Genomic DNA, 25,590 nt, shown 5'->3' on the forward strand with positions numbered 1-25,590 from the left:
GCAAGCCCGCTCACTACAAATCGCGTCAGCCTTTGAGCAAGCGCTCCAGCCCGACCTTCAGGGGAGTGGGTTCGGGCAGCGTGAAGCTCGCCAGCAAGCGCTGGTTATTCGCCCGCGAATGCCGGATATCCCCGGAACGCGCCGGCCCATAAGTCACCGCTGGCAACTTGCCGACAATTGCTTCCAGCGCCTGCAACACCTGCTTGAGGGTGGTGGTGCGGTTCCAGCCCACGTTGATCGCGCCCAGCGGCGCGGTTGGCGCTTCAATCGCCTGCACCAACACGTCAACCAGGTCTTCCACGTACATGAAGTCACGGGTCTGCTCGCCATCGCCAAACACGGCAATCGGCACGCCCTGCTGCGCGCGCTCACTGAAGATGCTGATCACGCCGGAATACGGCGATGATGGGTCCTGGCGTGGCCCGAAGATATTGAAGAAGCGAAAGATCACCGGCTCCAAGCCATGCTCGCGACGGTAGAAGTCCAAGTAGTACTCGCCCGCCAGCTTGTCAGACGCATAGGGCGTCAATGGCGCCTTGGGGGTGTCTTCGTCAATCGAAGCGCCTTCGCCATTGTTGCCATAGACCGCCGCACTGGAGGCGTATACCACGCGCCTGACGCCAGCCTTGCGCATGGCTTCGCAGACATTCAAGGTGCCGACGAAGTTGCTCTGGTGCGTGCTGACCGGATCATCCACCGAGGCCTGCACCGAAGCCACCGCCGCGAGGTGTACCACCGCCGTTGCGCCGACGGCGGCGCGAGCCACCCGTTCGGCATCGGCCACATCGCCTTCCAGCAGTTCGACGCGCGGGTTGCCCAGCGGTAAGTTGCTGCGTTTGCCGGTGGAGAAGTTATCCAGCACCCGCACGCCATAGCCTTTGGCAAGCAGGGCATCGACCAGGTGCGAGCCGATAAAACCCGCTCCACCGGTAACAAGCACCCACTTACTCATTGTTGCGGATTTTCTCGACAATGGCCGTGGTCGAGCTGTTCTCGACCAGCCCCAGCACTTTGACCTTGCCGCCGTAGGCACTGACGATATCCGCCCCGACAACCTGGTCGACGGAGTAGTCGCCCCCCTTGACCAGCACGTCCGGTTTGACTTGGGCCAGCAGGTTTTCCGGGGTCGCTTCAGGGAAGCTGATCACCCAGTCCACCGCACCCAGGCCAGCCAGCACGGCCATGCGACGGTCGACACTGTTGATCGGACGGCCAGGGCCTTTGAGGCGACTCACCGAGGCGTCATCGTTGACCGCCACGATCAAGCGGTCGCCCTGGGCGCTTGCTTGCTCAAGGTAAGTCACATGACCCGCGTGCAGGATGTCGAAACAGCCATTGGTGAACACGATGCTTTCGCCATGGGCACGGGCATCGTCAATCGCCAGCAGCAGTTGCTCGATGGTCAGCACGCCGCGTTCTGAACCTTCGGAACGCTGGATCGCACGACGTAATTCAGGCGCGCTGATGGCAGCCGTACCCAACTTGCCCACCACGATACCTGCGGCCAGGTTGGCCAGGGCCACGGCGTGGGGCAGTTCTTCGCCCGCGGCAATCGAGGCGGCCAGGGTGGAGATCACGGTGTCGCCAGCGCCGGTCACGTCGAACACTTCGCGGGCACGTGCCGGCAGGTGCATCGCCGGGTGGCCCGGACGCAGCAGGGTCATGCCGTGCTCGCCACGGGTCACCAGCAAGGCGCCCAGGTCGAGGTCTGCCATCAACGCGGCGCCCTTGGTGACCAGGTCGTGCTCATCGGCGCAACCGCCGACGATGGCTTCGAACTCGCTGAGATTCGGCGTGATCAGGCTGGCTCCGCGATAAATCGAGAAGTCCTTGCCCTTTGGATCGGCCAGTACCGGAATGCCCTTGGCCTTGGCGGCCTGGATCAGCACCTGGTGGTTGCGCAAGGCACCTTTGCCGTAGTCGGACAACACCAGCACCTTGATGCCTTCGAGCAACTCATCGACCTGGCCGCTGAGGGCCAGGGCGTCGGTGGCGAAGGGTTCTTCAAAATCGATACGCAGCAGTTGCTGGTGACGGCTCATGACCCGCAGCTTGACGATGGTCGGCTGGTGGGCAATGCGCTGGAACAGCGCGCGCACGCCAGCACCGCGCAGGCTATTGGCCAGGCTGTCGGCGGCTTCGTCGTCGCCGGTCACGCCGACCAGGGAAGCCGGGGCGCCGAGGGCGGCAATATTGAGGGCAACGTTGGCAGCGCCGCCCGGACGGTCTTCGATTTGCTCGACCTTGACTACCGGTACCGGCGCCTCAGGGGAAATCCGTGAGGTACCGCCATGCCAGTAACGGTCGAGCATGACATCGCCGACCACCAAGACAGGGGCTTGATCGAATCGCGGCATGGACAACTTCATGGAGCATCCCACATACAAAATGAACAGGGGCGCGATATTAGCACAGGGTGAGCGCCGCCTAGTTCGAGAGCTTTATCCGGGATGCATCACACGGCAAATCTGATCACTTTTTGAACAACGCCGCCAGGATTTTGTCCACCGCGTCGAGCAGTTCGACTTCCTCGGTATTGATTTCGCAGTCCGCCTTGATCGGCGCCTCATAGGGGCTGTCCAGCCCGGTAAACGCTTTGATACGTCCTTCCAGGGCCGCACGGTACAAGCCCTTGGGATCACGCCGCGCGCACACGTCAAAGGGCGTGCTGATGTAGACCTCGAAAAACTGTCCCGGCCCAAACAGTGCCTTGGCGGTTGCCCGGTCGGCGCTGAACGGGGAAATCGCCGAAACGATTACGATCAGTCCTGCGTCCACCATCAGCCGCGCTACCTCGCCGATGCGCCGGATATTTTCCTTGCGCGCCGCATCACTCATGCCCAGGTCATTGCACAAACCGGTGCGCAAGTTATCGCCGTCGAGCACGAAGGTATGCCGGCCCTGTTCGTTGAGCTGCACTTCCAGCGCATTGGCCAGGGTCGATTTACCGGACCCGGACAACCCCGTCAGCCACAGGCAGCAAGGCTGCTGGTGCTTGAGCGCAGCCCGCGCGGCCACCGACAACGACAAGGCAAAGGGGCGGACAGAAGCCGAACCCCGGGAGAGTGACTGACTATTCATACCCCAACACCTCGTAATCACGTTGATAGGCACGCCGCACCAGACGGCGTGTACGCAGGCTGCAAAAATCCCTGACCGGCTCGTTGCGCCGCCCCAGTGAAACATTCAGATGCGGCAGCGTCGTGCTGACGCCGAGGTGCTCGCACAACTGCTGGAAGTCTTGCTCCAGGGATTCCTGGCGCCCAAGAAAGTCCATGGCCATACGGCCCATGTGATCGACCAGGAAATCAGTCTGGGGGGCGAAGTGCAGTTGGCGGTGCAGGTTGTCCGGGTGTAACCAACTGCCGACGAAATGATCGAAGTCGCGGTAGCTGCACACCAGCGCCTGGGCGTGCACATCACGGGTACCCATATGATTGCTGCGCAGGTAGGTGTAGGCCGAATAGGCACGCTCCAATGGGTCGCGCACAAAGGCAAACTTGAAACTGCGTTCGCAGTGCTCGGGGAATTGCTGCTGGTACCAGTAATACGGCAGATGGCCCGGCCAGCGCCCATCCAGCAGCGCCGAGCAGACGCTGCTGCCAGCGCATTTAGGCACATGAATGAATACGCAGTTGTGACGCTCGAAAGCCGGTGGAAGCGTGGTCACCCCAGACAGGGACTTGTTCACCGCCTGGCGATCCACCACCGACAAACGCCCCAGCAGGAAAACCCGCTGGGGCTTGGGAAGCAATTTCCAGAACAGACGCTGCAACATTCCATTACCCACGCAAGAAGGTTAGCCCTCTCGTTCGTCATTCGAATCGAGAAGGCCAACATAACAAACGTTAGGCAGCGAATTATTTGGCTTTGGTCAAGCCTGTAAGGGGCTTGATACAAACACCAGGGCGCATTGCGCGCCCCGGCATATCAGGTGATGTTGGCCGTTACCGGCTCATCCAGGCCCATGGCGTGCAGGCGCGAGTAATAGCCGCCCATGGCCAGCAGTTCCACGTGTGTACCACGCTCGACAATTTCACCGTGGTCCATCACCAGAATCATGTCCGCTTTCTCGATGGTGGACAGTCGGTGCGCAATCACCAGAGTGGTACGGCCCTTCATGACCTTGTCCAAAGCGGCCTGAATGTGGCGCTCGGACTCGGTATCAAGCGCCGAAGTTGCCTCATCCAGGATCAGCAGCGGGGCATTTTTCAGCAGTGCACGGGCGATCGCCAAGCGCTGGCGTTGGCCGCCGGAAAGCAGCACGCCGTTTTCGCCGACTTCGGTGTCCAGGCCTTTGGGCAGTTCGGCGATGAAGTCCATGGCATAGGCATCGGTGGCGGCCTTCTCGATGTCTTCACGCGGTGCATCCGCCAGGTCGCCGTAGGCGATGTTGTTGGCCACCGTATCGTTGAACAGCGTCACGTGCTGGGTCACCTGGGCCACGTGCCGACGCAGATTGCGCAGACGGTAGTCTTCGATCTCCACCTCATCCAGCAGGATTTCGCCGGTTTCGTGGTGGTAGAAACGCGGGATCAGGCTGGCCAGCGTGGACTTGCCACTGCCCGAACGCCCGACCAGGGCGATCATCTGCCCAGGCTCTGCGGTGAAGCTGATGTTCTTCAGCACTTCACGCTCGGCACCTGGGTAGGTGAAGCTCAGGTTGCGCACGTCCAGGCGACCGCTGACGCGATCACGCTCCACGGTGCCGCTGTCGACTTCCGGCTCTTCATCCAGCTGTTCGAAGATGCTTTCGGCACCGGCTACGCCCTTCTGGATGGTCGAGCTGACTTCCGACAATTGGCGAATCGGCTTGGGCAACAGGCCCGCTGCGGTGATGTAGGCCACCAGGTCGCCCGCCGTGGCGTCGCCACGCAGCAGCAATACCAGGAACATCAGCGCTGCCATTGCGGTGTAGATCACCAGTTGGAGCATTGGTGTGTAGACCGCACCGGTCTTGTTCATGCGCAGCTGTTTATCAGTGTTGCCCTGGCTGGCGGCGGCAAAACGGCGCTCTTCGTAGCTTTCGCCGCCGAAGCTGCGCACCACGCGGTAGCCCTGGATGGTCTCCGAGGCCACGTGGGTCACGTCGCCCATCGCCACTTGGATCTTCTTGCTCTGCTTGCGGAATTTCTTGCTGGTGCTACCGACCATGATTGCGATCAGCGGCAGGATCGCCAGCATGACCAGGGTCAGCTTCCAGTTCATCCACAGCAGGTAGCCGAACAGGAACACCACCGTCAGGCCCTCGCGGATCACCACCTTGATCGCATCCGTGGCGGCGCCGGTGACCATGGTCACGTTGAAGGTGATGCGGGAAATCAGATGACCGGAGTTGTGCGTGTCGAAATAACGGTTGGGCAATACCAGCAGCTTGTTGAACAGCTGGACCCGCAGGTCATGCACCAGGCCCAGGGAGACCTTGGCCAGGTAGTAGTTGCCCAGGAACGAGCCGAGGCCTTGCCACGCGGCGATCAGGATGATCAGCAGCGGCACGGCCATCAACAGCTTCAGGTCCTTGAACAACGGGATCTTGGGCAGGAACACCACATCGGGATTGCTCAAGCCATCCACGAAGTACTTGAGGATCCCGGCCAGCATCGGCTGGGTGGAAGCAAAGATCACGAAGCCCAAGATACTCAGCATGAACATGCCGATGTACGGTTTCACATAGCCCAGCAGCCTGAAATAGATTTTCAGGCTGGATTCCTGGTCCGCTTTGGGCGGTGCGTCACTCATGTGTCGAGCTCACTGATTGGGTAGGACGCGAACTTTATCACATGCATCGGGATTGGCCCGAGCCCAGACCAAGACAGTCGCCAGCGCAATCGGCAGCCATGAGATAAACCACTCGGCCCGTGGGGTGCCCGTGAGGCTGGCGGCATCGAACTGCATGGCCAGGAACGAAAACACCCACATGCCGATGATACCCCTGCCGTAAAGCGTGTCGCGGGCCTTCCAGGCTTGCCACAACACACCGAACCACAAGCCACACCACAGCAGCAGGCCGGGCAGGCCGAGTTCGATGGCAACGTGGGAGAACAGGTTGTGGGCGTGGTCGAAATACATGCCATACGCGGTGATGAAGATCCTGTAATCCCCACCCAGCCCCAAACCGGTCCACGGATGCTGGGAAACCATCTCGACGGCGGTCATGAAGATCTGCGGCCGGTAGGAGACGCCTCTGGACAACACCAGGGACTGCATGGAGAAGAATACCGCCAGCGCCACTATCACTGCGCCAATGGAGATTACCGCGGTACGCCGATCACGACACCAGGCCGGCATCGCCACGACGGTCAGCAGCAAGGCCAGTGCAGCACCTCGGCTCTGGCTCAGCACGACGAAAAGCCCGAGCAATGCGATGGACACCACCCATGCCGCCTGCATCCAGCGGCCACGTGGCAGCCAATGCAGCAGCCAGATGGCAGCCAGACCAATCACATAGGCCCCCAGAATCGGGTGGGACAATTGACCTATCCCTTCGAGGCGCGCAAACCAGGCGTGGTGTTCAATACCATAGAACTTGATGATCGCGACCAGTGACGACAAGGCCAGCCCGAAACCGCCCCATTGCATCACGCGGATGACCCGATCGGCTTGCCCGCAGGCAAACACCGGGAAAAACAGCAGGAACACGCCGATATACAGCAAGCGCTTGGTCTCGCGGGACGGGTCTTCGGCATTGCTCCACGACAGGCTGATGGCGCCCCAGATGGCCAGTGCCGCCACCATCAGGCACATCCAACGCTGTTCACGCCAGACTTCCTTGAGTCGCTCACGGGCCGACCAGGCGAACACCATGGCAGGCAACCAGAGAAACAGGGTCAAGCCTTGTTGGTAAATCTTGTTGGTCGGCGCAAAGGCAATCGCCAGCAAAAACCAAAGTAACCCGAAAACCATCCACACCTGCGCCCAACGACTTGCTTGCATCACCCGCTCCTGAATACGTCCACCCCACCAACGCGGCATGGTTAAAACCCAAAACTTTCGGCATTATTACCGATCACTGTGCCCGCGACTCCTACAAGGCTTTCCGACGATGCAATGTTCAAGGCTTCCCCAAGCCGATTTAAACGCAATGATTGAAGGCGCCCGCATCCTGGAAAAGGACAGCTACGGCCCCAAAGTCTACCTGCTGGCTGACGGGAATATCCTCAAACTGTTTCGCCGCAAGCGCCTGTTTTCGTCGGCGCTGTTTCGCCCCTACTCCAAGCGCTTCATCGACAACGTGGCGCAACTGCAACAACGTGGCATCCCTACCTTGACCGTACTGGCGTTCTTCCAACTGGCCGCACCCGGCATGACCGCGGTGCTGTACCGCCCACTGCCGGGTGAAACGCTACGCCAGATTTCCAATAAAGAAGGCTTTGACTGGCAATCGAACCTCGACCCGCTGGTGGCGCTCATCCGCCGTTTGCACAGTGCGGGAATTTACTTCCGCTCCCTGCACTTGGGCAATATCGTTGTTACACCTGATAACGAAATGGGGCTGATCGATGTGGCGGATATGCGCTTCCTGCGCGCCCCGTTGAACCAGGAGTTGGCAAGACGCAATTTGCAGCATTTCGCCCGCTATATTGCGCGCGAGAAGCTGAACGAACGCTTTCCAATGCAAGCACTGGAACAAGCGCTACTAGCGGCATGAAAACAGGCGCTGGGAAGTTTCACTGAAATCCTTCCAGGCTTGCTCCGGCGCCAATGCACGCGATTGGGCCTTGAGCACATCCCGGGCCGAAGCGGCGAAGGCACGCTCCATCAGAAGGCCCCAGGCCTGCGCATTATCTGAAGGGGCGTACCAGCCGGCCTCCGCCAACTGCTCGCGAAACACGGCCAACTCGCTGGTCAGTACCGGCACACCGGCCATCACTGCCTCTTGCAGGATCAACCCCAAGCCCTCTTGGGTCGACGGAATGGCGACCCAGTCGAAGGCGCGGTAAAGCGTCGCCGCATCCGACAGATGACCCGGCAACGTCACCTTGCCCTGCAAGCCGAGTTTTTCGATACGCGCCTCCAAGGCATCCCTTGCGGCGCCCTCGCCGATAATCACCAGCCGCGCGTCCGGCAGATGCGCCGACACGCCGGCAAACGCCTCCAGCAAACAGCTGAACCCTTTGCCGTCGACCAATCGGCCTACTGCACCCAGCACGGGCGAACCGTCCAGCGGCAGTCCAAGACGAATGCGTGCCTGCTCCCGAGAAAGCGCGGCGGCACGAAAGGCTACTGGGTCGAACGCGCTGCGCAGCACTGTCACGGACCGTTGCAGAAAACGCTCGATCGACTGGGCAAGGGTTTGCGAGACGGCAGCCAGCGTGAGTTGCTCAGCGGGAAACTGCTCAAACAGCTTTTTGTCCGACCGGCGCATGCGTGTGACGCCATGAAAAACCACGACAACACGCACGTGCGGCAAGTGTTTGAGCACCGGCAACATCACCCGGGCCACGCCCACCCCATCCAGCAGCACAACCTGCAAATCGTCAGGCAGCGCCTTCTGGAAACGCACGCGCATCCAAGGCATCAGCAACTTCCACAAGTGCCGGCCTTTGAGTCGGGCAGAGGACAAACTCCACTCTACTGCCGATTCCCCTTCGTCCGAACGACCTTGAAGCAACCAGGTAGTGATCGGCGCACGGCATACAGCGTGGGAAAGTATCTGTTGATGAACCTTCTGCACCGAAGCGAATGCAGAACCACCGGCCCACATGATGTTGAGGATACTCATCGAAAAAATGACCTTTTGCGGCGTTGTGGTGGCTTGTCGCCTGTACTTAATGGATCAACCAGCCAATACCGACACCCAGTACCAACATAGCCGCCAGCTTGATCCGCTCGCGCCGCTTGCGCCGCGCTTTGGTCAAGCGCTCTTCTGCCGTCGCCACATGCAAACCGAAACCGGTATGCAGAACCGCATCGCCTTCCAGAGTCACGGCCGCCAGGTTCAGCTGCGCGTAACGCTTCGATAATCCCTTCTCACCCTCGAACCCGGCATAGGGCGCGCACAAGCGATACTCCTTGATACGTCGCAACCCTGGATTCAACGAAAACCCTTGCCACTCGGGTTTGTCGGACAGCAGGGGGTAACACGGCACACCGCCCACCACTTCACGAGGCCCCAGGTGAATATAGGGGCTGTGCACCTGCAAGTCGTAGACGTAGTTACGCAACCACACCTGCAAAATATCCGGTCGGTGCTCCAATATCGTCTTGGAATCCTCGACAAAGCCGGGTCGATAAAACGCCCAGTCATCCTCGCAATGGAATATGTAGGGGGTCTTGACCGACTCATAGGCCAAGTCGATGGACGCCAACTGCCCAAGCTTCGGGCGGTTGATCAAGAAAGTGCAATGGCCGTGCCAGTGCTGTGGAACCGCTTGGCGCACGGCGTCGTCACCGGAGTCTTCGGTAATGAAGACTTCGCGGATCGCCGCCGTATTGAACTGATCGAAGCTCTCGAGCGTGCGCTTCAACAAATCGAAGCGACCGCAACTGGTCACTACGAGCGTTATGTCGCTTTGATCGGAGAATTGCATTCAAGCCTCGATAATATCACATAGCCATCATTTGCGGCCATCTGGCCGATATCAAACGCCCAGTTTCAGGCGCAACCTTTCCAGCACACTCAATGGTGCACGGGGCCGCAGGGGCGGCTCGAGGACTTCGACAATCCGCTGGCCGATCCGGGCAAAGCTGAACTGGCTGACGGCCAGGTCCTGACCCTTTCGCGCAATGTCGGCCGCCAACTGCGGATTGGACCGTAACACGGCCAGTTTTTCCTGCAACTGCGGGATGTCCTTGTAGAACACCACATTGACCATTTCCTCGAACCCCAGGGCCGCGTTTTCTTCGGCGCCCTGATCGAACGCCAGCAGCACGCAACCACAGGCCATGGCTTCGAAATTCTTGATCATGTACTCGCCCATGCCTACATCGGCACTGACGAAAAAGCGGATCCGGTTGAGCGTGGCACAATATTCTTCACCGGATTTGGTGCGCGTGACCACCAACGGCTCAACCTGTGCCAGCTCATCGAGCAGTGCCTTGCGTCCACTGTAGGCCACGCTGTTGGTACTGCCGACAAACGCCAGCTCGATATCCCGCTCACGTTCCTGCGGCTGCAACAGCGCCTGATCATAGCCCTTGGGCACGAACACCGCGTCAAAGCCCTCGGCGCGCAGGCGTTGGGTCACCATGTAGCCGGAACTGATCACCCGCGCCCAGGGCAAGCGACGGTAATGGGCGCTGAATTTTCCGGTGTATTTGCAGGAAATATAGTTCTGGTAGGCGTCGTGTTCGAGGATCACCAGGTTCGGGATCGTACGGATAAATCCGACCTGACGGATTTCCTGCTTGAAGCGCAGGAAGAACACGATGCGATCGTAACGGGTCACGTCGACCTCACGCCGGAAGTAACCGCGCAGGTTGCGCTGCTCATCGCTGCTCAACCAACGGATATCACATTCGCAGTGCTCGGCCACGCCTTCGTACAAGCGATCGAGGATGGCGCGCTGCTCTTTCTGCACCAGAAACAAGACTTTCATGACTTATCCTTTCCCAAACGCCAGAACAGCTCATGCCGTCGTACGGCTTTGCGGAAAAATTCATTCTCACCATATGGAGACGGTGCACGGCCCGCCAACACTCGCTGCAGCCAACGCCGGACACGGCGTTTGAAGGGCGGTGACGGCTGCAAGTCATGCATCATGCCCAGCGCCATGGCCTTGTCACGCTGATCCGCCAACGTCAGTGGCAGGCTGCAGGGCAGCAGCTCTTCGGTCGCGTCGAACAGCGGCGGCAACGCAATGCCGGTACCCGCGTCGCCCATGGGCCAGCGGTCGTTGTCGTGCAGGTGGTTGGCGTAGCCCAGTATTGTCGTCGGCTGCCACTCAAGACCTTGCAAGGCTTCCAGAACCGCGTGCTGTGCGCAGACATGGTCTGGATGCGGGTCCAATACCGGATGCGGCAGCACAATCACTTCTGGACGCGCCATCAACAACACTTGGCGCAGGTCGGCCAACAGGTTGTTCCACGTGGGCAAGCCATCGCTGTCCGCTGGCAGTGCAAACGGATTGAATTGGCGGAACGGCCGAACGTCTGTCATCTCGGCTTCACGGGAAGCAAAGGGCAGGTCCGGTGCGGCTTGCATCGCCTGCAATTGGAGGCAGAAGTAACCCAGTTGCACGCAGTGCGCTTGTGGCACACCGGCCCACAGCGGCACCGCGATACTGTCCCAGGCGCGCAGGCGACCCTTGATGCGTGCGGCTTCGACCGCGTCCAGGCCCATCTGCTGGTAATGCTCGGCTTCGATTTCACCTGCGGTCAGGGTGACGATCCAAGGCTTTTCAGCCTGGCTGTACAGACCAAACGCCGCCAATTCTGCATCGTCGGCATGGGGCGCGATCACCATCACGCGCTGCGTGCGGTAATCCGGGTGGGTCCAGGCCCACAGGCGGGGCGTGCCGATCAATCGGCAATGCCGCCCGCGCAACGGCAACTCGTTCAGCGCCAAACCACTGAGGTTCAGGTAACGCACGCCGTTGACGCCGCGCTCAAAGGTTTGCCGGTCGCCCGCCAGTTCAATGCTCGGGTCGAGGAAGCGCCCCAGCCACGTGCTTTTGACCTTGATCGCCAGCACCCGCGTTGCGTCCGTGTCTACCGGCTGATCCAGCAGCAAGCGCCCATTTTCCAGGCGCACGCCCGGCACCTCGGCGTCCGCTGCAAAACGGTATTGGTAATCCTCGTTAGGCGCATAGAACAGATGGTCGGCAAACCACGCTTCATGGGCGATCCAGGCCAGCACGGCCAACAGCAATGGCAACCACCAGGCCACCAGGATGCCGATCACCACCAGCAGCAATACGCCAACCATCAGCGCCGTGCGCTTGTTGCGCCGATGGCGCTTGAGCAATTGCTGCTTACGGGTCATACGCTGAATACCTGCACGGGGTTGCACCAACGGTCCTTGTACTCGCGATCGGCCCGGCCAAAGGAGAAGCGCAATGGCTTGCCGACTTCGCGCGCCTGCTCCCAGGCGCTCTGGGTATTAAGAAAGCTCAAAACGCTACCGGGGCTGAAGGCACGGGTTTCAGGATCGACCCCGCCGTTGACGTACTCCACGCTGATCCATTCCGGCGATTCGACCCGATACACCAACTGAATCGCGATAGGCGCATCATTCAGAAAAATCACCGAACCGATCAACCACTCGCGCATCAGCTCGATCACTTCGGCCAAGCGCTCGGCGCCCGTGGCGGTGAAGCCCCAGCGACGCAGGAACAGGTCACAGTAGATGGCCGCCAACTCTGCGCTGGAAAACTCGCTGACTGGCCGCACCACGCCGCCCGCCTCTTCCAGCAAACGCAGTTCGCGGCGCTGGTTGTAGCGAAACTTCTTCGACAGTTCTTCTGGAGTGCGCGCCATGGCCAACTGCTCGGCCTGGGGCTTGAGGCCGCTGAAGCGGCCTTCGTTCAGCGTCGACAGGTAGCGTGCACGCTGGCGCAAAGGCGCCTGCGCATCGGCGGCGGCCGGCAGGATCACCTCGGCATTGCCCAGGTCGAACAGGCCTTTCTTGCCACTGCGCTTGAGCACGTCCTTGGACAGCGCCAAGTCGCGACCCCAAGTGGCAATGCACGCCTTGAGTTCACCCGCCTGCTCCCAGGCCAGGTATCGCACTGGAATCTGCGCCAGCCCAGCCAGGCGCTCGATCACTTGCGGATGGGTGGCGACGCTACCGCCAAAACGCTGCCAGGCCTCGTTGTAGGTCGGTGCATCGACGACGGACCAGCCGCGCTCGCGCCAGCCTTGGAATCGATTGAGCATCAAGCCCTCGCGGTCAGTTCAATGACATGGGGCAATTGCCAGAAAGTGTCGCGCACCGCCTGATCCGAGAATCGTGCGTGCAGGCGCTCCAGCATCAGTTCTGCGCACTGGTGTTGCTGGCGTGGGTCCATCGCGGCCAGATGGCCCAGCCCTTGGGCCAGGTGCTCAGCGTCACCGAACGGAAACAGGATGCCAACACCTTCGACCACTTCCCGTGCACCACCACACGCGGTAGCCAACAGTGGAACGCCAGCGGCCATGGCTTCCAGCAGCACCATGCCGAAGGGTTCGTGATCGGAACTCAGCGCAAACACATCAAACGCGCGGAAATAGCGGCGCGCCTCCGGCACCTGGCCGAGGAACAGCACCTTGTCGGCAATCCCCAACTCGCGGGCCAGCTCCTTCAAGTCCTGTTCCAAGCGCCCGGTGCCGAGGATCGCCAGTCGGCTTTCAACCGGCAGCTGAGCCAATGCCAAGGCAAAGCCCTTGAGCAGGGTGGCCTGGTCCTTGTCCGGGTGCAGGCGGCCGACATTGCCGACCACCCATTCATCCGGCGACAACCCCAGGGCATCCCGCGCGTCATCCCTGGAAACCTGCTGGGCTTGCAGGGCTTGCACATCGATGCGGTTGTACAAGGTCTGGATACGCGCCGCCGGCCAATTCGGCAGGCAGCGGCGGATGTCATCGCGCACGGCGTCGGAAACCCCCAGCAGGCTCAGGCGCTTGCGCAAGATCGACGCGAACAGGCGGCGGCCACGGCGCTGATAATCACCGAAGGCATGGTGCACACCGATCACCTGCAACCGCGTGGCGAGCAACGCCACGTAGATCGGCTTGGCGCGGTGTGCGATGCAGAAACTGAAATTGCGCGAGGCGGCAATCTTGCGCATCTCGGCGATGGCGCCCAGCTTGAGGCCACGAATGGCCTTCGAGCTGAACTCCATGAACAACACCTCATCACTGGCGCAACCCGCCGCCACTTCAGGGTCGGCAACCCCGGTGAGAAACACCGTGGTCACCTTGTAGCCGGAGCCTGCGAACAGGCTGGCGTACTGCCGCGCGCAGTCCAGGAACGGCCCGTCATAGCCGTGGCAGAACTGCAGGACGTGGCGTTCAGCCGACCGTGTCATAAGGGTCCACGCCGTCTTTGACGACCAGGATGTCTTCCATGATCAGGTATTGCAGGTCAGAGCCGAAGAACATGTCCAGCGCGTCTTTCGGCGAGCAGATCATCGCTTCGCCACGACGGTTGAGCGAAGTGTTCAGCGACACACCGTTACCGGTGAGCACTTCCAGCTCTTTCATCATGTCGTAGTAACGCGGGTTGTACTCACGCTTGAGTACCTGGGCGCGGGACGTGCCATCTTCATGGACCACTTCCGGCACGCGGGTCTTCCACTCTTCAGCCACTTCAAAGGTGAAGGTCATGAACGGCGCCGGGTGGTCGACCTTGATCATCTGCGGGGCGACGGTGTCGAGCATCGACGGGCAGAAAGGCCTCCAGCGCTCGCGGAACTTGATCTGGTGGTTGATACGGTCAGCCACGCCGGTAGCACTTGGGCAACCGATGATCGAACGACCGCCGAGGGCACGCGGGCCAAACTCCATGCGACCCTGGAACCAGGCCACCGGGTTGCCGTCGACCATGATCTTGGCGATGCGCTGGGGCATGTTGTCGATCTTGCGCCATACGGGCTTGCTCTCGTGCTTGGCGCACGCCGCAATCACCTCTTCGTTGCTATAGGACGGGCCGAGGTAGACGTGTTCCATCTTCTCCACCGGCACACCACGGGCGTGGGACACATAAGCTGCCGCACCGACCGCCGTACCGGCATCGCCGGACGCCGGCTGAACAAACAGCTCCTTGACGTCGTCACGGGCGATGATCTTCTGGTTCAGCTTGACGTTCAGCGCGCAGCCGCCAGCGAAGGCCAGCTTGCCGGTGTCTTTCAGGATGTCGCCCAGGTAGTGGTCGATCATCTGCAGGGCCAGTTTCTCGAACAACGCCTGCATGCTGGCGGCGTAGTGGATGTACGGCTCGTCGGCGATATCGCCTTCGCGCTTCGGACCCAGCCACTCGATCAGTTTTGGCGAGAAGTAGAACCCCTTGCCTTTCTCTTTATAGCGGCGCAGGCCGATGACGTTGGCGTAGTCGGTGTTGATCACCAGCTCGCCGTTTTCAAAGGAGGCCAGGCGCGAGAAATCGTATTTGCTGGCGTCGCCGTACGGCGCCATGCCCATGACCTTGAACTCGCCGTCGAGCATCTCGAAACCGAGGAACTCGGTGATTGCACCGTACAGGCCGCCGAGGGAGTCCGGATCGTAGAATTCCTTGATCTTATGGATCTTGCCGTTTTCGCCGTAGCCGAAGAACGTGGTGGCGTACTCACCTTTACCATCGATGCCAAGGATCGCGGTTTTCTCCTGGAAGCCGGAGCAGTGGTAGGCGCTGGATGCGTGGGCCAGGTGGTGTTCAACCGGTTCGATCTTGATTTTCTTCGGATCGAAGCCCAGTTGCTCCAGGCACCAGACGATCTTGTTGCGATAGCGTTTGTAGCGACGGTTGCCCATCAGGATTGCGTCGAGCGCGCGGTCCGGGGCGTACCAGTAACGCTTGGCGTAGTGCCAGCGCGCCTCACCGAACAGGCTGATCGGGGCGAACGGGATCGCCACCACGTCAACGTCGGAAGGCTTGATGCCAGCCTGTTCCAGGCAGAACTTCGCCGATTCGTAGGGCATGCGGTTCTTTGCATGTTTGTCGCGTACGAAGCGCTCTTCTTCGGCGGCCGCGATCAGCTTGCCGTCGATATACAAGGCTGCGGAAGGATCATGGCTAAGGGCGCCGGACAGGCCAAGAATCGTCAATGCCACAGGGGTCTAGCCTCTTTTAGTCTGCATGCAGGCGGGTTACGCCGCGAAAAAGTGTGCTTCCCGCCTGGGCAGGAAACAGCTAAAGGGCGGGATTATAGCTTAAAAGCAGGGGGGAGCTGTTAGCGGCGAGTGGCAAGAAGGATCAGCGGAAGATCTCGATGCTGCCGTCTTTGCTCTGGCGGTAAAGGGTGTAGGGCAACACCAGCGTATCGACCACGCCGGAAGCAATGAAATCCACGGCAACGAAGGGCAGCGTGGCACCGCCATGGTCAATCAGGCTGTTGCTTGTCAGGCTTTTGTCGGGGGCCGGCTCGCCGTTGAGCGTGCAGAAGTTGTAGATCACCCCGCTGTAGATACGTGGCACGTTCTCACAGTGGCTGCGCGAATCCTTGAGGTTCTGGCTGGCAACCGCGTCGGGACGCATGACCGTGGTGACGGTTCCGCAACCGGCAAGCAGACAGCACAGCACAAGCCACACGACTTTCGACCCAATCCTCATGACCCCTTCCTTTTGACCCATCGGCCATTGTCGTTACCAAGGCCTGCCACGCTAACATCGCAAAGGCTGATGTCCCAGGGTGGCACCTCCGATGTGCAGCGTAAGACGATTCCTAAATGATAAATCTCGCCCAAGTCACTAAACTCGCGCCCCTTTGCGCGTTTACCTCCTATACAACGCGCCACGGATTCTGGCTGACCCATGAAAACCCTCGCCCGCTTCACCTTGTTGCTGCCCGGTTTGCTCGCCTTGAGTGATGCCGCGCGGGCTGACGACGTACCGCTGATCCTGGACCCCAGCGTGGTCACCGGCTCCCGCAGCGCCAGCCCTACCTTCGACCTGCCCTACTCGGTCGACGGCATCAGCCGTGAGCAGATCAGCGACGGCCAACTGGGCATCAATGCCTCCGAGGTCCTGTCCCGCGTGCCCGGCCTGGTGGTGCAGAACCGCCAGAACTACGCCCAGGACCTGCAGATTTCTTCCCGCGGCTTCGGCGCCCGCTCGGCCTTCGGTGTGCGCGGCATCAAACTGGTTGCCGATGGCATTCCCGCCAGCACCCCGGACGGCCAAGGCCAGGCGGCCACCTTCAACCTCGACACCGCCGAGCGCATCGAAGTGCTACGCGGCCCGGCGGCCACCCTGTATGGCAGCAACGCCGGCGGCGTGATCCAGATGTTCTCCCGCGACGGCGAAGGCCCGCCACGCATCGGCGCCGAGACCCTGGTGGGCAGCGACGGTTTGAACAAGAACCACCTGACCGCCGAGGGCGCAGCGAATGGCGCAGGCTTTGTGCTCGACGCCTCACGCATGGACACCAACGGCTACCGCGACCACAGCAGCGCGCGCCGCGACCAGACCTTCGCCAAGCTTAACTTCCAGCCAGATGACGACAGCAAACTCGCGCTGATCTACAGCACCCTTGAACAGGACGGCACGCAGGATCCGCTGGGGCAGACCTGGGCGGCGTACAAGGCCGATCCGCGCTCGGTGAGTGCCAATGCGCTGACCTACAACACGCGCAAAAGCATCGATCATCAGCAATTGGGCCTGAATTACGAGCGCTACTTCGGCGATGCGACGTTGCAGGTGAATGCGTATACGGGGCGGCGGAGTGTGATTCAGTACCTGTCGATTCCTGACAAGTTTGCCAGTGGCGTGAATAACCCCGCCAATGCACGCGGCGGCGTGGTGGCGTTTGATCGCAAGTTCTACGGTGGTTCCGTCCATTGGTTGCAACCTATCACCAGCGCCCCGGGCGACCTGACCCTGATCGCCGGGCTCGACTACGACCGCAGCCAGGATGATCGTCAAGGCTATTCCAACACCGTCACTGGCGTTCACGGCGTGAAAGGCGCCCTTGGCCGCGACGAAATCGACACCGCCACCAGCCTTGACCCATTCGTGCAAGCCAACTGGTTACTGGGTGACTGGACGCTGCAAGCAGGGCTACGCCACAGCACCATGGAAATGAAGGTCGACGACCACTTCCTCAGCGACGGCAACGACAGCGGCAGCAAGACTTACCAGAAGAACACACCGTCAGTCAGCGTCATGTACGCGTTCACGCCTGACTTGCATGGCTACGTCAGCGCAGGCAAAGGCTTTGAAACCCCGACGCAAGCTGAATCGGCTTATTCCAGCAGCTCAAACGGTTTCAATTTCGCGCTCAAGCCTTCGGTCAGTACGCAATATGAGGTCGGCCTGAAAGCACGCGTCGGCCAGGACACGCGCATTAACGCCGCCGTCTTCCAGATCACCACCGAAGACGAGTTGGTGGTGCAGCAATCCAGCGGCGGCCGTACGACTTACCAGAACGCCGGCCGCACCCTGCGCCGCGGCTTCGAACTGGGCATCGAAAGCCAGCTCAGCGAACACTGGAGCACCAACCTGGCCTACACCCGCCTGCAAGCCACCTACGACAGTGACTTTGTCAGCGGCGGCAACACTGCCGTCGACAAAGGCAATTACCTGCCCGGCGTGCCGCAAACCACGCTGTTCGCCGAGCTGAACTGGAAACCGCGGGACTGGGTCAGCACCGCCATCGAAGGCCTGTACCGCAGCAAGGTCTATGTCGAGGACACCAACAGCCAACACGCCGCACCGGCCTACAGCGTGTTCAACTGGCGCGCGCGCTTCGAGCAGAAAGTCGAGCACTGGACCTTCCACCAGACCCTGCGCCTGGACAACCTGCTTGACCGCCAGTACGTCGGCTCGGTGATCGTCGGCGATGGTAACTTCCGCTACTACGAAGCCGCGCCGGGGCGCTCCTGGTATGCGGGTGCTGGTGCCGAGTACCAATTCTAAAACCACCGCGAAGCTCATGTGGGAGTTGGCTTGCCTGCGAATGCGGTAGGTCAGCAACAAATGTATTCACTGACACTGCGAATTCGCGAGCAAGCCCGCTCCCACCGTTTGAGGCCAATCAGGCGTGAGTGGGCAAGCGCTGATCGATGAGCTTGTACAGCGCGCTCTCCTGCGGCCAGTTGCGCATAAACCGCGCGCGGTCCTTGGCAAACGCCGGGGCGAAGCTCGCGGCGGAGCTGTGTTGGCGCATGGCGTCCAGGTCGATCAACGACCAGCGGTCCCTGTCCCAGAACAGGTTGTGCCCTTTGAAATCACCATGGCTGATGCGCTCGCGGATCAGTTCGGCAAACAGGTGATCCAGGGCCAGCAGTTCATCTTCCGGCGCATCGCCTTGTTCAACGTAGGGCGCAAAGCGCTCGATAATGTCCGGCCCCGTGATGAGTTCGGTCACCAGGTACGCACGGCTGCGCAGCCAGAAAAAACGCTTTTCCAGCACGGCCAGCGGCTTGGGCGTGGCGATGCCAAGAAAGGCCAGGCGATTGCCTTCGCGCCAGGAATGCCAGGCGCGGCTCGGGCGCCAGAAGCGCTTGAGCCAATGGGCGAAACCCTTGATGTTGTAGCGCTTGATCACCAACGCACGACCGGCCACTTCAGCCTTGGCCACCGTCGCGGCACCACCGGTCTTGAACAGATGGCCCTGGTCGAGCAAGGCATCGGCCTGCTCCAGCACCGGCAGCAACGCGGCTTCTTCTTCGCGGCGGATGGCACGCAAGGCAAACGGCCCGCGCAGCACGCTGAACAGCGTGCATTCACGGCCGACCTTGTTGAGAAAGTCCTTCAGGCGCCAGGCGCTGACTTTGCGCACCTGTTTTTCCAGGGCTTCCAGCGGCAAGGCATGTTCCCCGTTGCCCAGCAGGTAATACACCAACAGCTCTTCGGTAAACGGCTCAAGGTTCTTCGGCAACTGGGCGAAAAACACGCCGAGGTTTTCCAGTACGCGGTTGCGCGACAGCGGCTTGCCCGCCTCTTCCACGCGAATCCCGGCACCATCGATCAGGTACAGTTTGCCGTCCTGGCGCAGCAGGTTGTCCAGGTGCAGGTCTTCCTGCCACAGGCCCTGGGTGTGCATCTGCGCAATCGCGCCCAGCGCTTCGGCCAACACCGCAGTTTGCTCGTCGGCCAAAGGCGGCAGGTTTTCGACGGCGTGCCAGGCATCGGCCAGGCTTTCGGCGCCTTCGATAAATTCAAACAGCAACCAGCCACCCTCGCCTTCCTGCAGGCCATCGGCCAACAACAATGGCGTGGTCAGCCCCTGATCGGCGAGCAGGCGCACACCCGTGAGCTCGCGCTGAAAATGCCGCGCCGCCTTGCTGCCCACCAACAACTTGGCCAGCACCGGACGTCCGCGCCATACGCCAGCACCTACGTAGCGCTCGCCCGGCAGCACGCGCAACAGGCTCAGCAATTGCAACTGGCCGGGGCCCGCCGCATCGGCCAGTTCAAGACTCAGGGGCAAGTCGGGGGAACGGCCGGCGGTTTTCAGCTCGGACAAACGCATCAACGGTTTTCCTTGTGGCTACGGCGGGCGCTCAGGCGCTGGAACCAGGTGTCGACCAACGAACTGTCCGCAGGCAGTTCCAGATACGCCGCCAACAACTGGCGCACCTGCGCATCAGACCATTGGGGTGCGCGACGCAACAACGGCTCCAGATCCTTGACCCGATCGCGCCAGCCAAACAGCAGCGGGCGGGTTTTTTCCAGGTCGATCAACTGCGCGGCGTAACCGTCGCCGGTAGCCTGCAGGAAAATATGCTTGGGGTAAAAACAGCCATGCACCTGGCCGACGCTGTGCAGCCGACGCGCCAGTTGACCGCAGGCCAGCAAGATCTCGCGGTGCTGGAGATCGCCCAATGAAGGCCACTGCTCCAGCAGCGAATCCAGGTCATTCCAGCCGTCCAAGGCACGGGTCAGCAACATGGCGCGGTGTTCGCCGTTAACTTTACGCTCGCCGTAGAACGCCGCTTGCAAGGCCGGAATGCCAAGCTTGCGGTAACGGCTGATATTGCGGAATTCACGGGAAAAACTCGGCTCGCCAAAGGGGCGGTGCAAGCTGCGCGTCAAGTAATTGCTCTGGCGCTTGAGGTAATAACCCTGGCCGTCGAGTTCGAGGCGGAACACGCTGCTCCAGCCACCCCGGCTGGTATTGGGTTCATCCACTGCGTCCAGTTGCTTGGCCCACAAGGCGTCGAACGTCGCCAGGCCGTGGCGCTCCAGCAGCGCACGGTCTTCAACCGCCAGGAAATCACTCATTCGCGTCCCTCGAAAAACTTCACCACGTGGCGAATCCGCTCTTTGTCCGATGCACTCAGGTGCCGGTGCTGGCGGTACTGCATGTAGAAACGCAGGCGCTGGGTGGCGGACAGGTGATATTTGGCCACCTTGTCCAGGCAGGCCAGGTCTTTGGTGATGCGGTACTTGAGCCAGAACCCGCGCCAGAAGTCGCCATTGGGGCAATCGATCAGGTACAGGGTGGCCTGATCATCGATCAGCAGGTTGCGCCACTTCAAATCATTATGGGTAAAGCGATGATCGTGCATCGTGCGCGTGTACTCGGCGAGCTGGCGGCTCACCGCGTTGACCCACTTGGGGTCGCGCAGGCGCGCATCGTGGCGCTCGGCGAGCACCGAAAGATCTTCGGTCCTCGGCAGCTCGCGGGTGATCATCGCGCCACGGTCGTAGGCCAGGCCTTTGCGCTCCAGGCCCCAGGCAACCACGTCGGCGGTGGGAATGCCCCACTTGGCGAAGCGCTTGAGGTTCTGCCACTCGGACTTGACCCGAGGCTTGCCCAGGTAACGCCGCAGGCCCTTGCCGGCGCCGGTATAGCGCTTGACGTAGTAATTGACCCCGCCGCGCTCCACGCGGATCACTTCCGACAGCGGGTCGCGGGTCAGTTGCTCGCCCTGCAGGGCGAACACCGCTTCGAGGCTTCCAAAATCATCCGCCAGGTTGGCGTAGGCAGGTTCCAGGTTCCAGCCCGCCATCAGATTGCATCCCCGAGGCGCTGCTTGCGTGCGTAAAGCTTGTCGGCCTTGCGCTGCAACAGGTTCAACGACGCCGATTGCTCGGCCAGGATCTGGCGCAGCGGCTGGCGGAAGTAGCCCTTGAGGAAGCGCAGCTTGTCGCGGCGGGTCAGGCCGATGTCCAGCGCCGAGTAGTACAGCGCGGAGAGGTCCTTGTCGCGCCAGCGCAACGGCAAGTGCGCACGCAGTTGGGCGCGGTGCAGGTCGATCACCGACAGCTTGATGTTCTTTGCATCGATAGGCTTGGCCGTGTCCAGCAGGAAATGGCACAGGTAGCAGTCGCGATGGTTCACACCGCCACGGTGCATGTCGCCGACCATGCGCGCCAGTTCATGGGTGAGCGCATGACGCAACGCGGGCGCCGGAGGCTCCGCCACCCAGTTGATGGTCACATCTTCCAGGCTGAGGGTTGGCGCCAGCTCTTCAGTGATGATGAACGAGTGCTGGTCCGCCGGGTTGCTGCCTTTTTCGCCGAAGGCCACGCCGGTCATGGTCGGAACGCCCAGGACCTGCAAGCGGTGGATCGCATCCCACTCCAAGCCAGCGCCTAGCACCGGCAACTTGGCAGTGATCAGGTTCTTGAAGATTTCCGCCCAGCCAATGCCACGGTGGATTTTCACAAAATACGGACGGCCATCCACCACGGTACGCAGGGTGCGACGCGCCGCCAGCTCGCGGAATACTTCGCCTTGCAGCTTCTCGACTTCGGCAAAGGCATCAAGCCCGGCCCATAACGTCTTGAACGGTTCGGCAAGAATCAACTTCATCGTTTTGGCTCCGCCAGGATCACATCCGCAGCGTGCTGCGGCATGCTGTAAAGGTCGGCCGTCTCAGCGAAGGCCAAACCATTGCGGCTCCAGGCCGCGCGCTGTGCAGTGTCAGTGAGCATATTCGCCAGGTAACTGTTGAGCTGCGCTTGTTCAAACGGCTCATCCAGCACCAGGCCGCTGTCGGCTTCAGCGATGTAGTGGGCATAACCACATACGGCCGAGACCAGCACCGGCAGCCCGGCCACCAGGGCTTCAAGCAATACGGTGCCGGTGTTTTCGTTGTATGCCGGGTGGATCAACAGGTCAGCACCCAGCAGGAAACGCGGGATATCGCTGCGGCCCTTGAGGAACTGCACATTGTCCCCCAGCCCCAGCGTGGCGCTTTGCAGTTGGAATACCTTGGGGTCGTCCTGGCCGATTACAAACAGGCGCGTACGTTTTTTCAGCTCAGACGGCAACGCAGCCACGGCCTTGAGGCTGCGGTCGACGCCCTTGGTCTTGAAGCCCGAGCCGATCTGCACCAGCAGCAAATCGTCGTCGCCCAGGTTGAACTCCTTACGGAACCCTTCACGGATTTCGGCGGCGTTCGGCGGCGCGCGGCGGTCCTGGGCAATGCCCGGCGGCAGCAGGTGGAAGCGCTGCAGCGGGGTGTCGTAATGCTTGATGAACAGCGGCTGCTGCACTTCGGAAATCATCAGGACTTCGGTCTTGGCGTCCTTGGCGAACACGGCGCGCTCGTAGTCGGCGAAATGCTTGTAGCGGCCAAAATAGCGGTACAGCGAATGACGCAGGTTCTGCGCCTTGTCTTCAAAGCAGCCGTCGGCGGCGTAATACACATCCAGGCCAGGCATTTTGTTGAAGCCGATCAGACGGTCCACCGGGCGTTTGGCCAGGTCGGCGGCCATCCAGGCGCTGAGTTTCTCATTGCGCCGATGGTTGAAGAACGCCTTGACCGGCGCCACCAGCACTTCAAAGCCGGGCGGGATGTCGCCTTCCCAGATCAGCGTGTAGACACGAATCTGATGGCCGCGCTGCTGGCACTCCAGGGCGATGCGCATGAAGTCGCGCTGCAGGCCACCGAAGGGGAAATATTTGTACAGCACAAAAGCCAGTTGCATCAGTGCAGCTCCTCAGCCAATAACAACGTGCTCAGTCGGCTTGCCACACGCTCAGGGTTCAGGCGCGTGAAGCACAGCGGCGACTCGCGCTTGATGTCGAACCGACGCAGGTCGTCGGCCGTCGGTTGATAGGTACATTGCTTTTGCAGGCACGGCGCGCAAGGGAAGTCGCTGGCCAGGTGAATCTGGCCCTTGCCATAGGCGCCGGTGAGGCCGGGGTTGGTCGGGCCGAACAGGGAAATGGTCGGCACATCCAGCGCGGCGGCCAAGTGACCGAGACCGGTGTCCACCGCTACGCAGGCGCGGGCGCCGGCCAGTACTCGGGCGACGCCGGCCAGGTTCAATTTGGGCAGCACCTCGGCGTTTTGCAGGCCTTGGGCCAAGCGTTCGGCGCGGGCTTTTTCGGCAGCGTTGCCCCAGGGCAACTTCACATCCACACCCAGGCGCCCCATGCGCTCGGCCAGCTCGCGCCAGTAGGCTTCGGGCCAGTGCTTGGTGTCCCAGGTGGTGCCGTGCAGCAGCAGTACAAACGGCTTTTTCGGTGGCAGGCCCAGGAGTTTTTCAGTGCTCAGGCCGTAGTCGCCCAAGCCTTTGGGCAAGTCATAACCGAGGGCCACGGCGAACAGCTGACGCAGCCGCTCCACCGCGTGCTGCCCGCGCGCCACGGCGAGGCGACGAGAATAGAAACGTGCAGCCATCGGCTCGCGCGCGGAATGCTTGTCGAAACCCGCGATGGGCGCACGCACGTAGCGGGTCAGCCAGGCGCTTTTCAGCAGTCCCTGGGCGTCGATCACCAGGTCATATTTGGTCGACTGGACTTGCTGCTTGAAGCGCCGCCATTCGCCACTCTTGAGGGTCTGCCAGATATTTTTGCGCCAGCGGCGGATCGCCACCGGGATCACCTTATCGACCGCCGGGTGCCAGGTGGGAATCTCGGCGAAGCCTTCTTCCACCACCCAGTCGAATCGGATGCCGGGAATCGCCCGCGCCGCGTCGGTCAGGGCCGGCAAGGCATGAATCACGTCGCCCAGGGATGAGGTCTTGATTACCAGTACGCGCAAACTATCGGACCTCGACCGCAGAGCCCTGCAATCGCTGCAAGGCTTCGTTCACCGGCTGCGGCAGCAACTGGCGCATGCAGTTGTAGTGACCGAAACGGCAGGTGCGATCAAAACACGGGCTGCACTCCAGGCCCAGGCGCACCACTTCGACCTTGTCGGCCAACGGCGGCGTGAAGCCCGGCGATGTGGAGCCGTATACCGCCACCAGTGGGCGGTTCAGCGCGGCAGCGACGTGCATCAGGCCAGAGTCGTTGGACACTACCGAGTCGGCGCAGGACAGCAGGTCGATGGCTTCGGCCAAGGACGTGTCACCACTGAGGTTGACCGCCTCTTCACGCAGGCCAGGAATCAGACGCTGGCGAATGTCTTCGCCCACCGGATGGTCTTTCTTCGAACCGAACAACCAGACCTGCCAGCCTTCGCGGATCTTCGCCTCGGCAACCTTGGCGTAGTGCTCCGACGGCCAGCGCTTGGACTCGCCAAACTCGGCGCCGGGGCACAGCGCCAAGACTGGACGGTCGAGTTCCAGGCCGAACTTGGCCAGGGCGGCCTCACGGCTCACTGGATCGATCTGCAAGCTCGGACGCGGATACGGCGTGGGCAACTCGGCCCCCGGCTCGTAGGCCAGGGCCATGAAACGCTCGATCATCAGCGGATAGCGGGCTTTGTCCAGGGTGCGCACGTCATTGAGCAGCACGTAGCGGAATTCGCCACGCCAACCGGTGCGCTTGGGGATACCGGCGAAATACGGCACCAACGCCGACTTGAGCGAATTGGGCAGCAGGATCGCCTGGTCGTATTCGCCCGCCAGGGATTTACCGATACGACGGCGCGTCGCCAGCTCCAGCGCGCCATGGCCGAGCGGAAAGCTCAAGGCCTTGCGCACTTGCGGCATGCGTTCGAGGATCGGCCGGCTCCACTCAGGGGCAAGTACGTCGATCTGGCAGTCCGGGTAGCGCATACGCAGGCACTGGAACAGTGTCTGCGCCATCACCATGTCACCGACCCAACTGGGCCCAACGATCAGAATATTCATGTAGTTTCCACAAACGATGCGGGGAGGCTTATGCC

23 protein-coding genes are annotated in these 25,590 nt (G+C 61.3%); 2 read left to right on the forward strand and 21 right to left on the reverse strand.

The genetic code is table 11. From position 1 onward, the window contains the following. Window positions 1–25 precede the first annotated feature (25 nt). The 6 genes from HX812_RS06770 to HX812_RS06795 all read right to left on the reverse strand — a co-directional run bounded on the left by HX812_RS06770 (window position 26) and on the right by HX812_RS06795 (window position 6,933). Window positions 26–952: an NAD-dependent epimerase/dehydratase family protein gene (locus tag HX812_RS06770; protein ID WP_038844439.1), complete on the reverse strand. Its 927-nt coding sequence runs from the start codon at window positions 950–952 to the stop codon at window positions 26–28. After that, window positions 945–2,369 (reverse strand): bifunctional D-glycero-beta-D-manno-heptose-7-phosphate kinase/D-glycero-beta-D-manno-heptose 1-phosphate adenylyltransferase HldE, encoded by a 1,425-nt coding sequence (hldE, locus tag HX812_RS06775; protein ID WP_038844437.1) that lies wholly within the window; start codon window positions 2,367–2,369, stop codon window positions 945–947. The genes HX812_RS06770 and hldE overlap by 8 nt, the downstream gene beginning before the upstream one ends. A gap of 103 nt (window positions 2,370–2,472) precedes the next feature. After that, entirely contained in the window at window positions 2,473–3,081 is a 609-nt protein-coding gene (gene cysC, locus HX812_RS06780) for an adenylyl-sulfate kinase (protein WP_038844435.1), read from the reverse strand. Further along, the gene (locus HX812_RS06785) at window positions 3,074–3,778 is read right to left on the reverse strand and encodes a sulfotransferase family 2 domain-containing protein (protein ID WP_038844433.1); all 705 of its coding nucleotides are present in this window, start codon (window positions 3,776–3,778) and stop codon (window positions 3,074–3,076) included. The genes cysC and HX812_RS06785 overlap by 8 nt, the downstream gene beginning before the upstream one ends. A 152-nt stretch (window positions 3,779–3,930) precedes the next feature. Further along, entirely contained in the window at window positions 3,931–5,739 is a 1,809-nt protein-coding gene (gene msbA / locus HX812_RS06790; protein ID WP_038844431.1) for a lipid A export permease/ATP-binding protein MsbA, read from the reverse strand. Between the two features lie 9 nt (window positions 5,740–5,748). After that, window positions 5,749–6,933, reverse strand: coding sequence for an O-antigen ligase (locus HX812_RS06795; RefSeq protein ID WP_038844429.1), 1,185 nt, complete (start codon window positions 6,931–6,933; stop codon window positions 5,749–5,751). Window positions 6,934–7,081: 148 nt separating this feature from the next. Between HX812_RS06795 and HX812_RS06800 the strand changes: the two genes are divergently transcribed. After that, window positions 7,082–7,648 (forward strand): lipopolysaccharide kinase InaA family protein, encoded by a 567-nt coding sequence (locus HX812_RS06800; RefSeq protein ID WP_177074607.1) that lies wholly within the window; start codon window positions 7,082–7,084, stop codon window positions 7,646–7,648. On the opposite strand, the gene HX812_RS06805 is transcribed toward HX812_RS06800, so the two are convergent. The 8 genes from HX812_RS06805 to HX812_RS06840 form a co-directional block, all read right to left on the reverse strand. Further along, the gene (locus HX812_RS06805) at window positions 7,637–8,722 is read right to left on the reverse strand and encodes a glycosyltransferase (protein WP_038844425.1); all 1,086 of its coding nucleotides are present in this window, start codon (window positions 8,720–8,722) and stop codon (window positions 7,637–7,639) included. The genes HX812_RS06800 and HX812_RS06805 overlap by 12 nt on opposite strands. A gap of 46 nt (window positions 8,723–8,768) precedes the next feature. Next, complete coding sequence (locus HX812_RS06810) at window positions 8,769–9,530, reverse strand: glycosyltransferase family 2 protein (protein WP_038844423.1); 762 nt, start codon at window positions 9,528–9,530, stop codon at window positions 8,769–8,771. A gap of 51 nt (window positions 9,531–9,581) precedes the next feature. Next, window positions 9,582–10,538, reverse strand: coding sequence for a glycosyltransferase (locus HX812_RS06815; RefSeq protein WP_038844421.1), 957 nt, complete (start codon window positions 10,536–10,538; stop codon window positions 9,582–9,584). Further along, window positions 10,535–11,923, reverse strand: coding sequence for a PIG-L deacetylase family protein (locus HX812_RS06820; RefSeq protein ID WP_038844419.1), 1,389 nt, complete (start codon window positions 11,921–11,923; stop codon window positions 10,535–10,537). The genes HX812_RS06815 and HX812_RS06820 overlap by 4 nt, the downstream gene beginning before the upstream one ends. Beyond that, window positions 11,920–12,816: an antimicrobial resistance protein Mig-14 gene (locus tag HX812_RS06825; RefSeq protein ID WP_038844417.1), complete on the reverse strand. Its 897-nt coding sequence runs from the start codon at window positions 12,814–12,816 to the stop codon at window positions 11,920–11,922. The genes HX812_RS06820 and HX812_RS06825 overlap by 4 nt, the downstream gene beginning before the upstream one ends. After that, window positions 12,816–13,946: a glycosyltransferase gene (locus HX812_RS06830; RefSeq protein WP_038844415.1), complete on the reverse strand. Its 1,131-nt coding sequence runs from the start codon at window positions 13,944–13,946 to the stop codon at window positions 12,816–12,818. Before HX812_RS06830 ends, HX812_RS06825 begins: the two co-directional genes overlap by 1 nt. Then, window positions 13,930–15,687, reverse strand: a complete 1,758-nt coding sequence (locus HX812_RS06835; RefSeq protein ID WP_033897821.1) for a carbamoyltransferase — start codon at window positions 15,685–15,687, stop codon at window positions 13,930–13,932. Before HX812_RS06835 ends, HX812_RS06830 begins: the two co-directional genes overlap by 17 nt. A gap of 142 nt (window positions 15,688–15,829) precedes the next feature. Next, window positions 15,830–16,186: a YceK/YidQ family lipoprotein gene (locus HX812_RS06840; RefSeq protein ID WP_038844413.1), complete on the reverse strand. Its 357-nt coding sequence runs from the start codon at window positions 16,184–16,186 to the stop codon at window positions 15,830–15,832. Window positions 16,187–16,387: 201 nt separating this feature from the next. Between HX812_RS06840 and HX812_RS06845 the strand changes: the two genes are divergently transcribed. Next, window positions 16,388–18,490: a TonB-dependent receptor gene (locus HX812_RS06845; protein WP_038844411.1), complete on the forward strand. Its 2,103-nt coding sequence runs from the start codon at window positions 16,388–16,390 to the stop codon at window positions 18,488–18,490. Between the two features lie 118 nt (window positions 18,491–18,608). Here the strand turns inward: HX812_RS06845 and HX812_RS06850 are convergent, their stop codons facing one another. Genes HX812_RS06850 through waaF form a run of 7 tightly spaced genes read right to left on the reverse strand, consistent with a single transcriptional unit; the run spans window position 18,609 to window position 25,555 of the window. Next, window positions 18,609–20,048, reverse strand: coding sequence for a lipopolysaccharide kinase InaA family protein (locus HX812_RS06850; protein WP_038844410.1), 1,440 nt, complete (start codon window positions 20,046–20,048; stop codon window positions 18,609–18,611). Then, window positions 20,048–20,800 (reverse strand): lipopolysaccharide kinase InaA family protein, encoded by a 753-nt coding sequence (locus tag HX812_RS06855; RefSeq protein ID WP_038844408.1) that lies wholly within the window; start codon window positions 20,798–20,800, stop codon window positions 20,048–20,050. Before HX812_RS06855 ends, HX812_RS06850 begins: the two co-directional genes overlap by 1 nt. Beyond that, window positions 20,797–21,531 carry a lipopolysaccharide kinase InaA family protein gene (locus HX812_RS06860; RefSeq protein WP_038844406.1) on the reverse strand — a complete coding sequence of 245 codons (735 nt, stop codon included), beginning with the start codon at window positions 21,529–21,531 and terminating at the stop codon, window positions 20,797–20,799. Before HX812_RS06860 ends, HX812_RS06855 begins: the two co-directional genes overlap by 4 nt. Next, window positions 21,531–22,337, reverse strand: coding sequence for a lipopolysaccharide core heptose(I) kinase RfaP (gene rfaP, locus HX812_RS06865; protein ID WP_038844404.1), 807 nt, complete (start codon window positions 22,335–22,337; stop codon window positions 21,531–21,533). The genes HX812_RS06860 and rfaP overlap by 1 nt, the downstream gene beginning before the upstream one ends. Then, the gene (locus HX812_RS06870) at window positions 22,334–23,458 is read right to left on the reverse strand and encodes a glycosyltransferase family 4 protein (RefSeq protein WP_038844402.1); all 1,125 of its coding nucleotides are present in this window, start codon (window positions 23,456–23,458) and stop codon (window positions 22,334–22,336) included. Before HX812_RS06870 ends, rfaP begins: the two co-directional genes overlap by 4 nt. Beyond that, the gene (gene waaC, locus HX812_RS06875) at window positions 23,458–24,519 is read right to left on the reverse strand and encodes a lipopolysaccharide heptosyltransferase I (protein WP_038844400.1); all 1,062 of its coding nucleotides are present in this window, start codon (window positions 24,517–24,519) and stop codon (window positions 23,458–23,460) included. Before waaC ends, HX812_RS06870 begins: the two co-directional genes overlap by 1 nt. A gap of 1 nt (window position 24,520) precedes the next feature. Continuing rightward, on the reverse strand, window positions 24,521–25,555 hold the full coding sequence (gene waaF / locus HX812_RS06880) for a lipopolysaccharide heptosyltransferase II (RefSeq protein ID WP_038844398.1): 1,035 nt from the start codon (window positions 25,553–25,555) through the stop codon (window positions 24,521–24,523). Window positions 25,556–25,590: the final 35 nt, after the last annotated feature.

This window comes from Pseudomonas sp. IPO3749 (assembly GCF_013386605.1).
GTDB lineage: Bacteria > Pseudomonadota > Gammaproteobacteria > Pseudomonadales > Pseudomonadaceae > Aquipseudomonas > Aquipseudomonas azotoformans_A.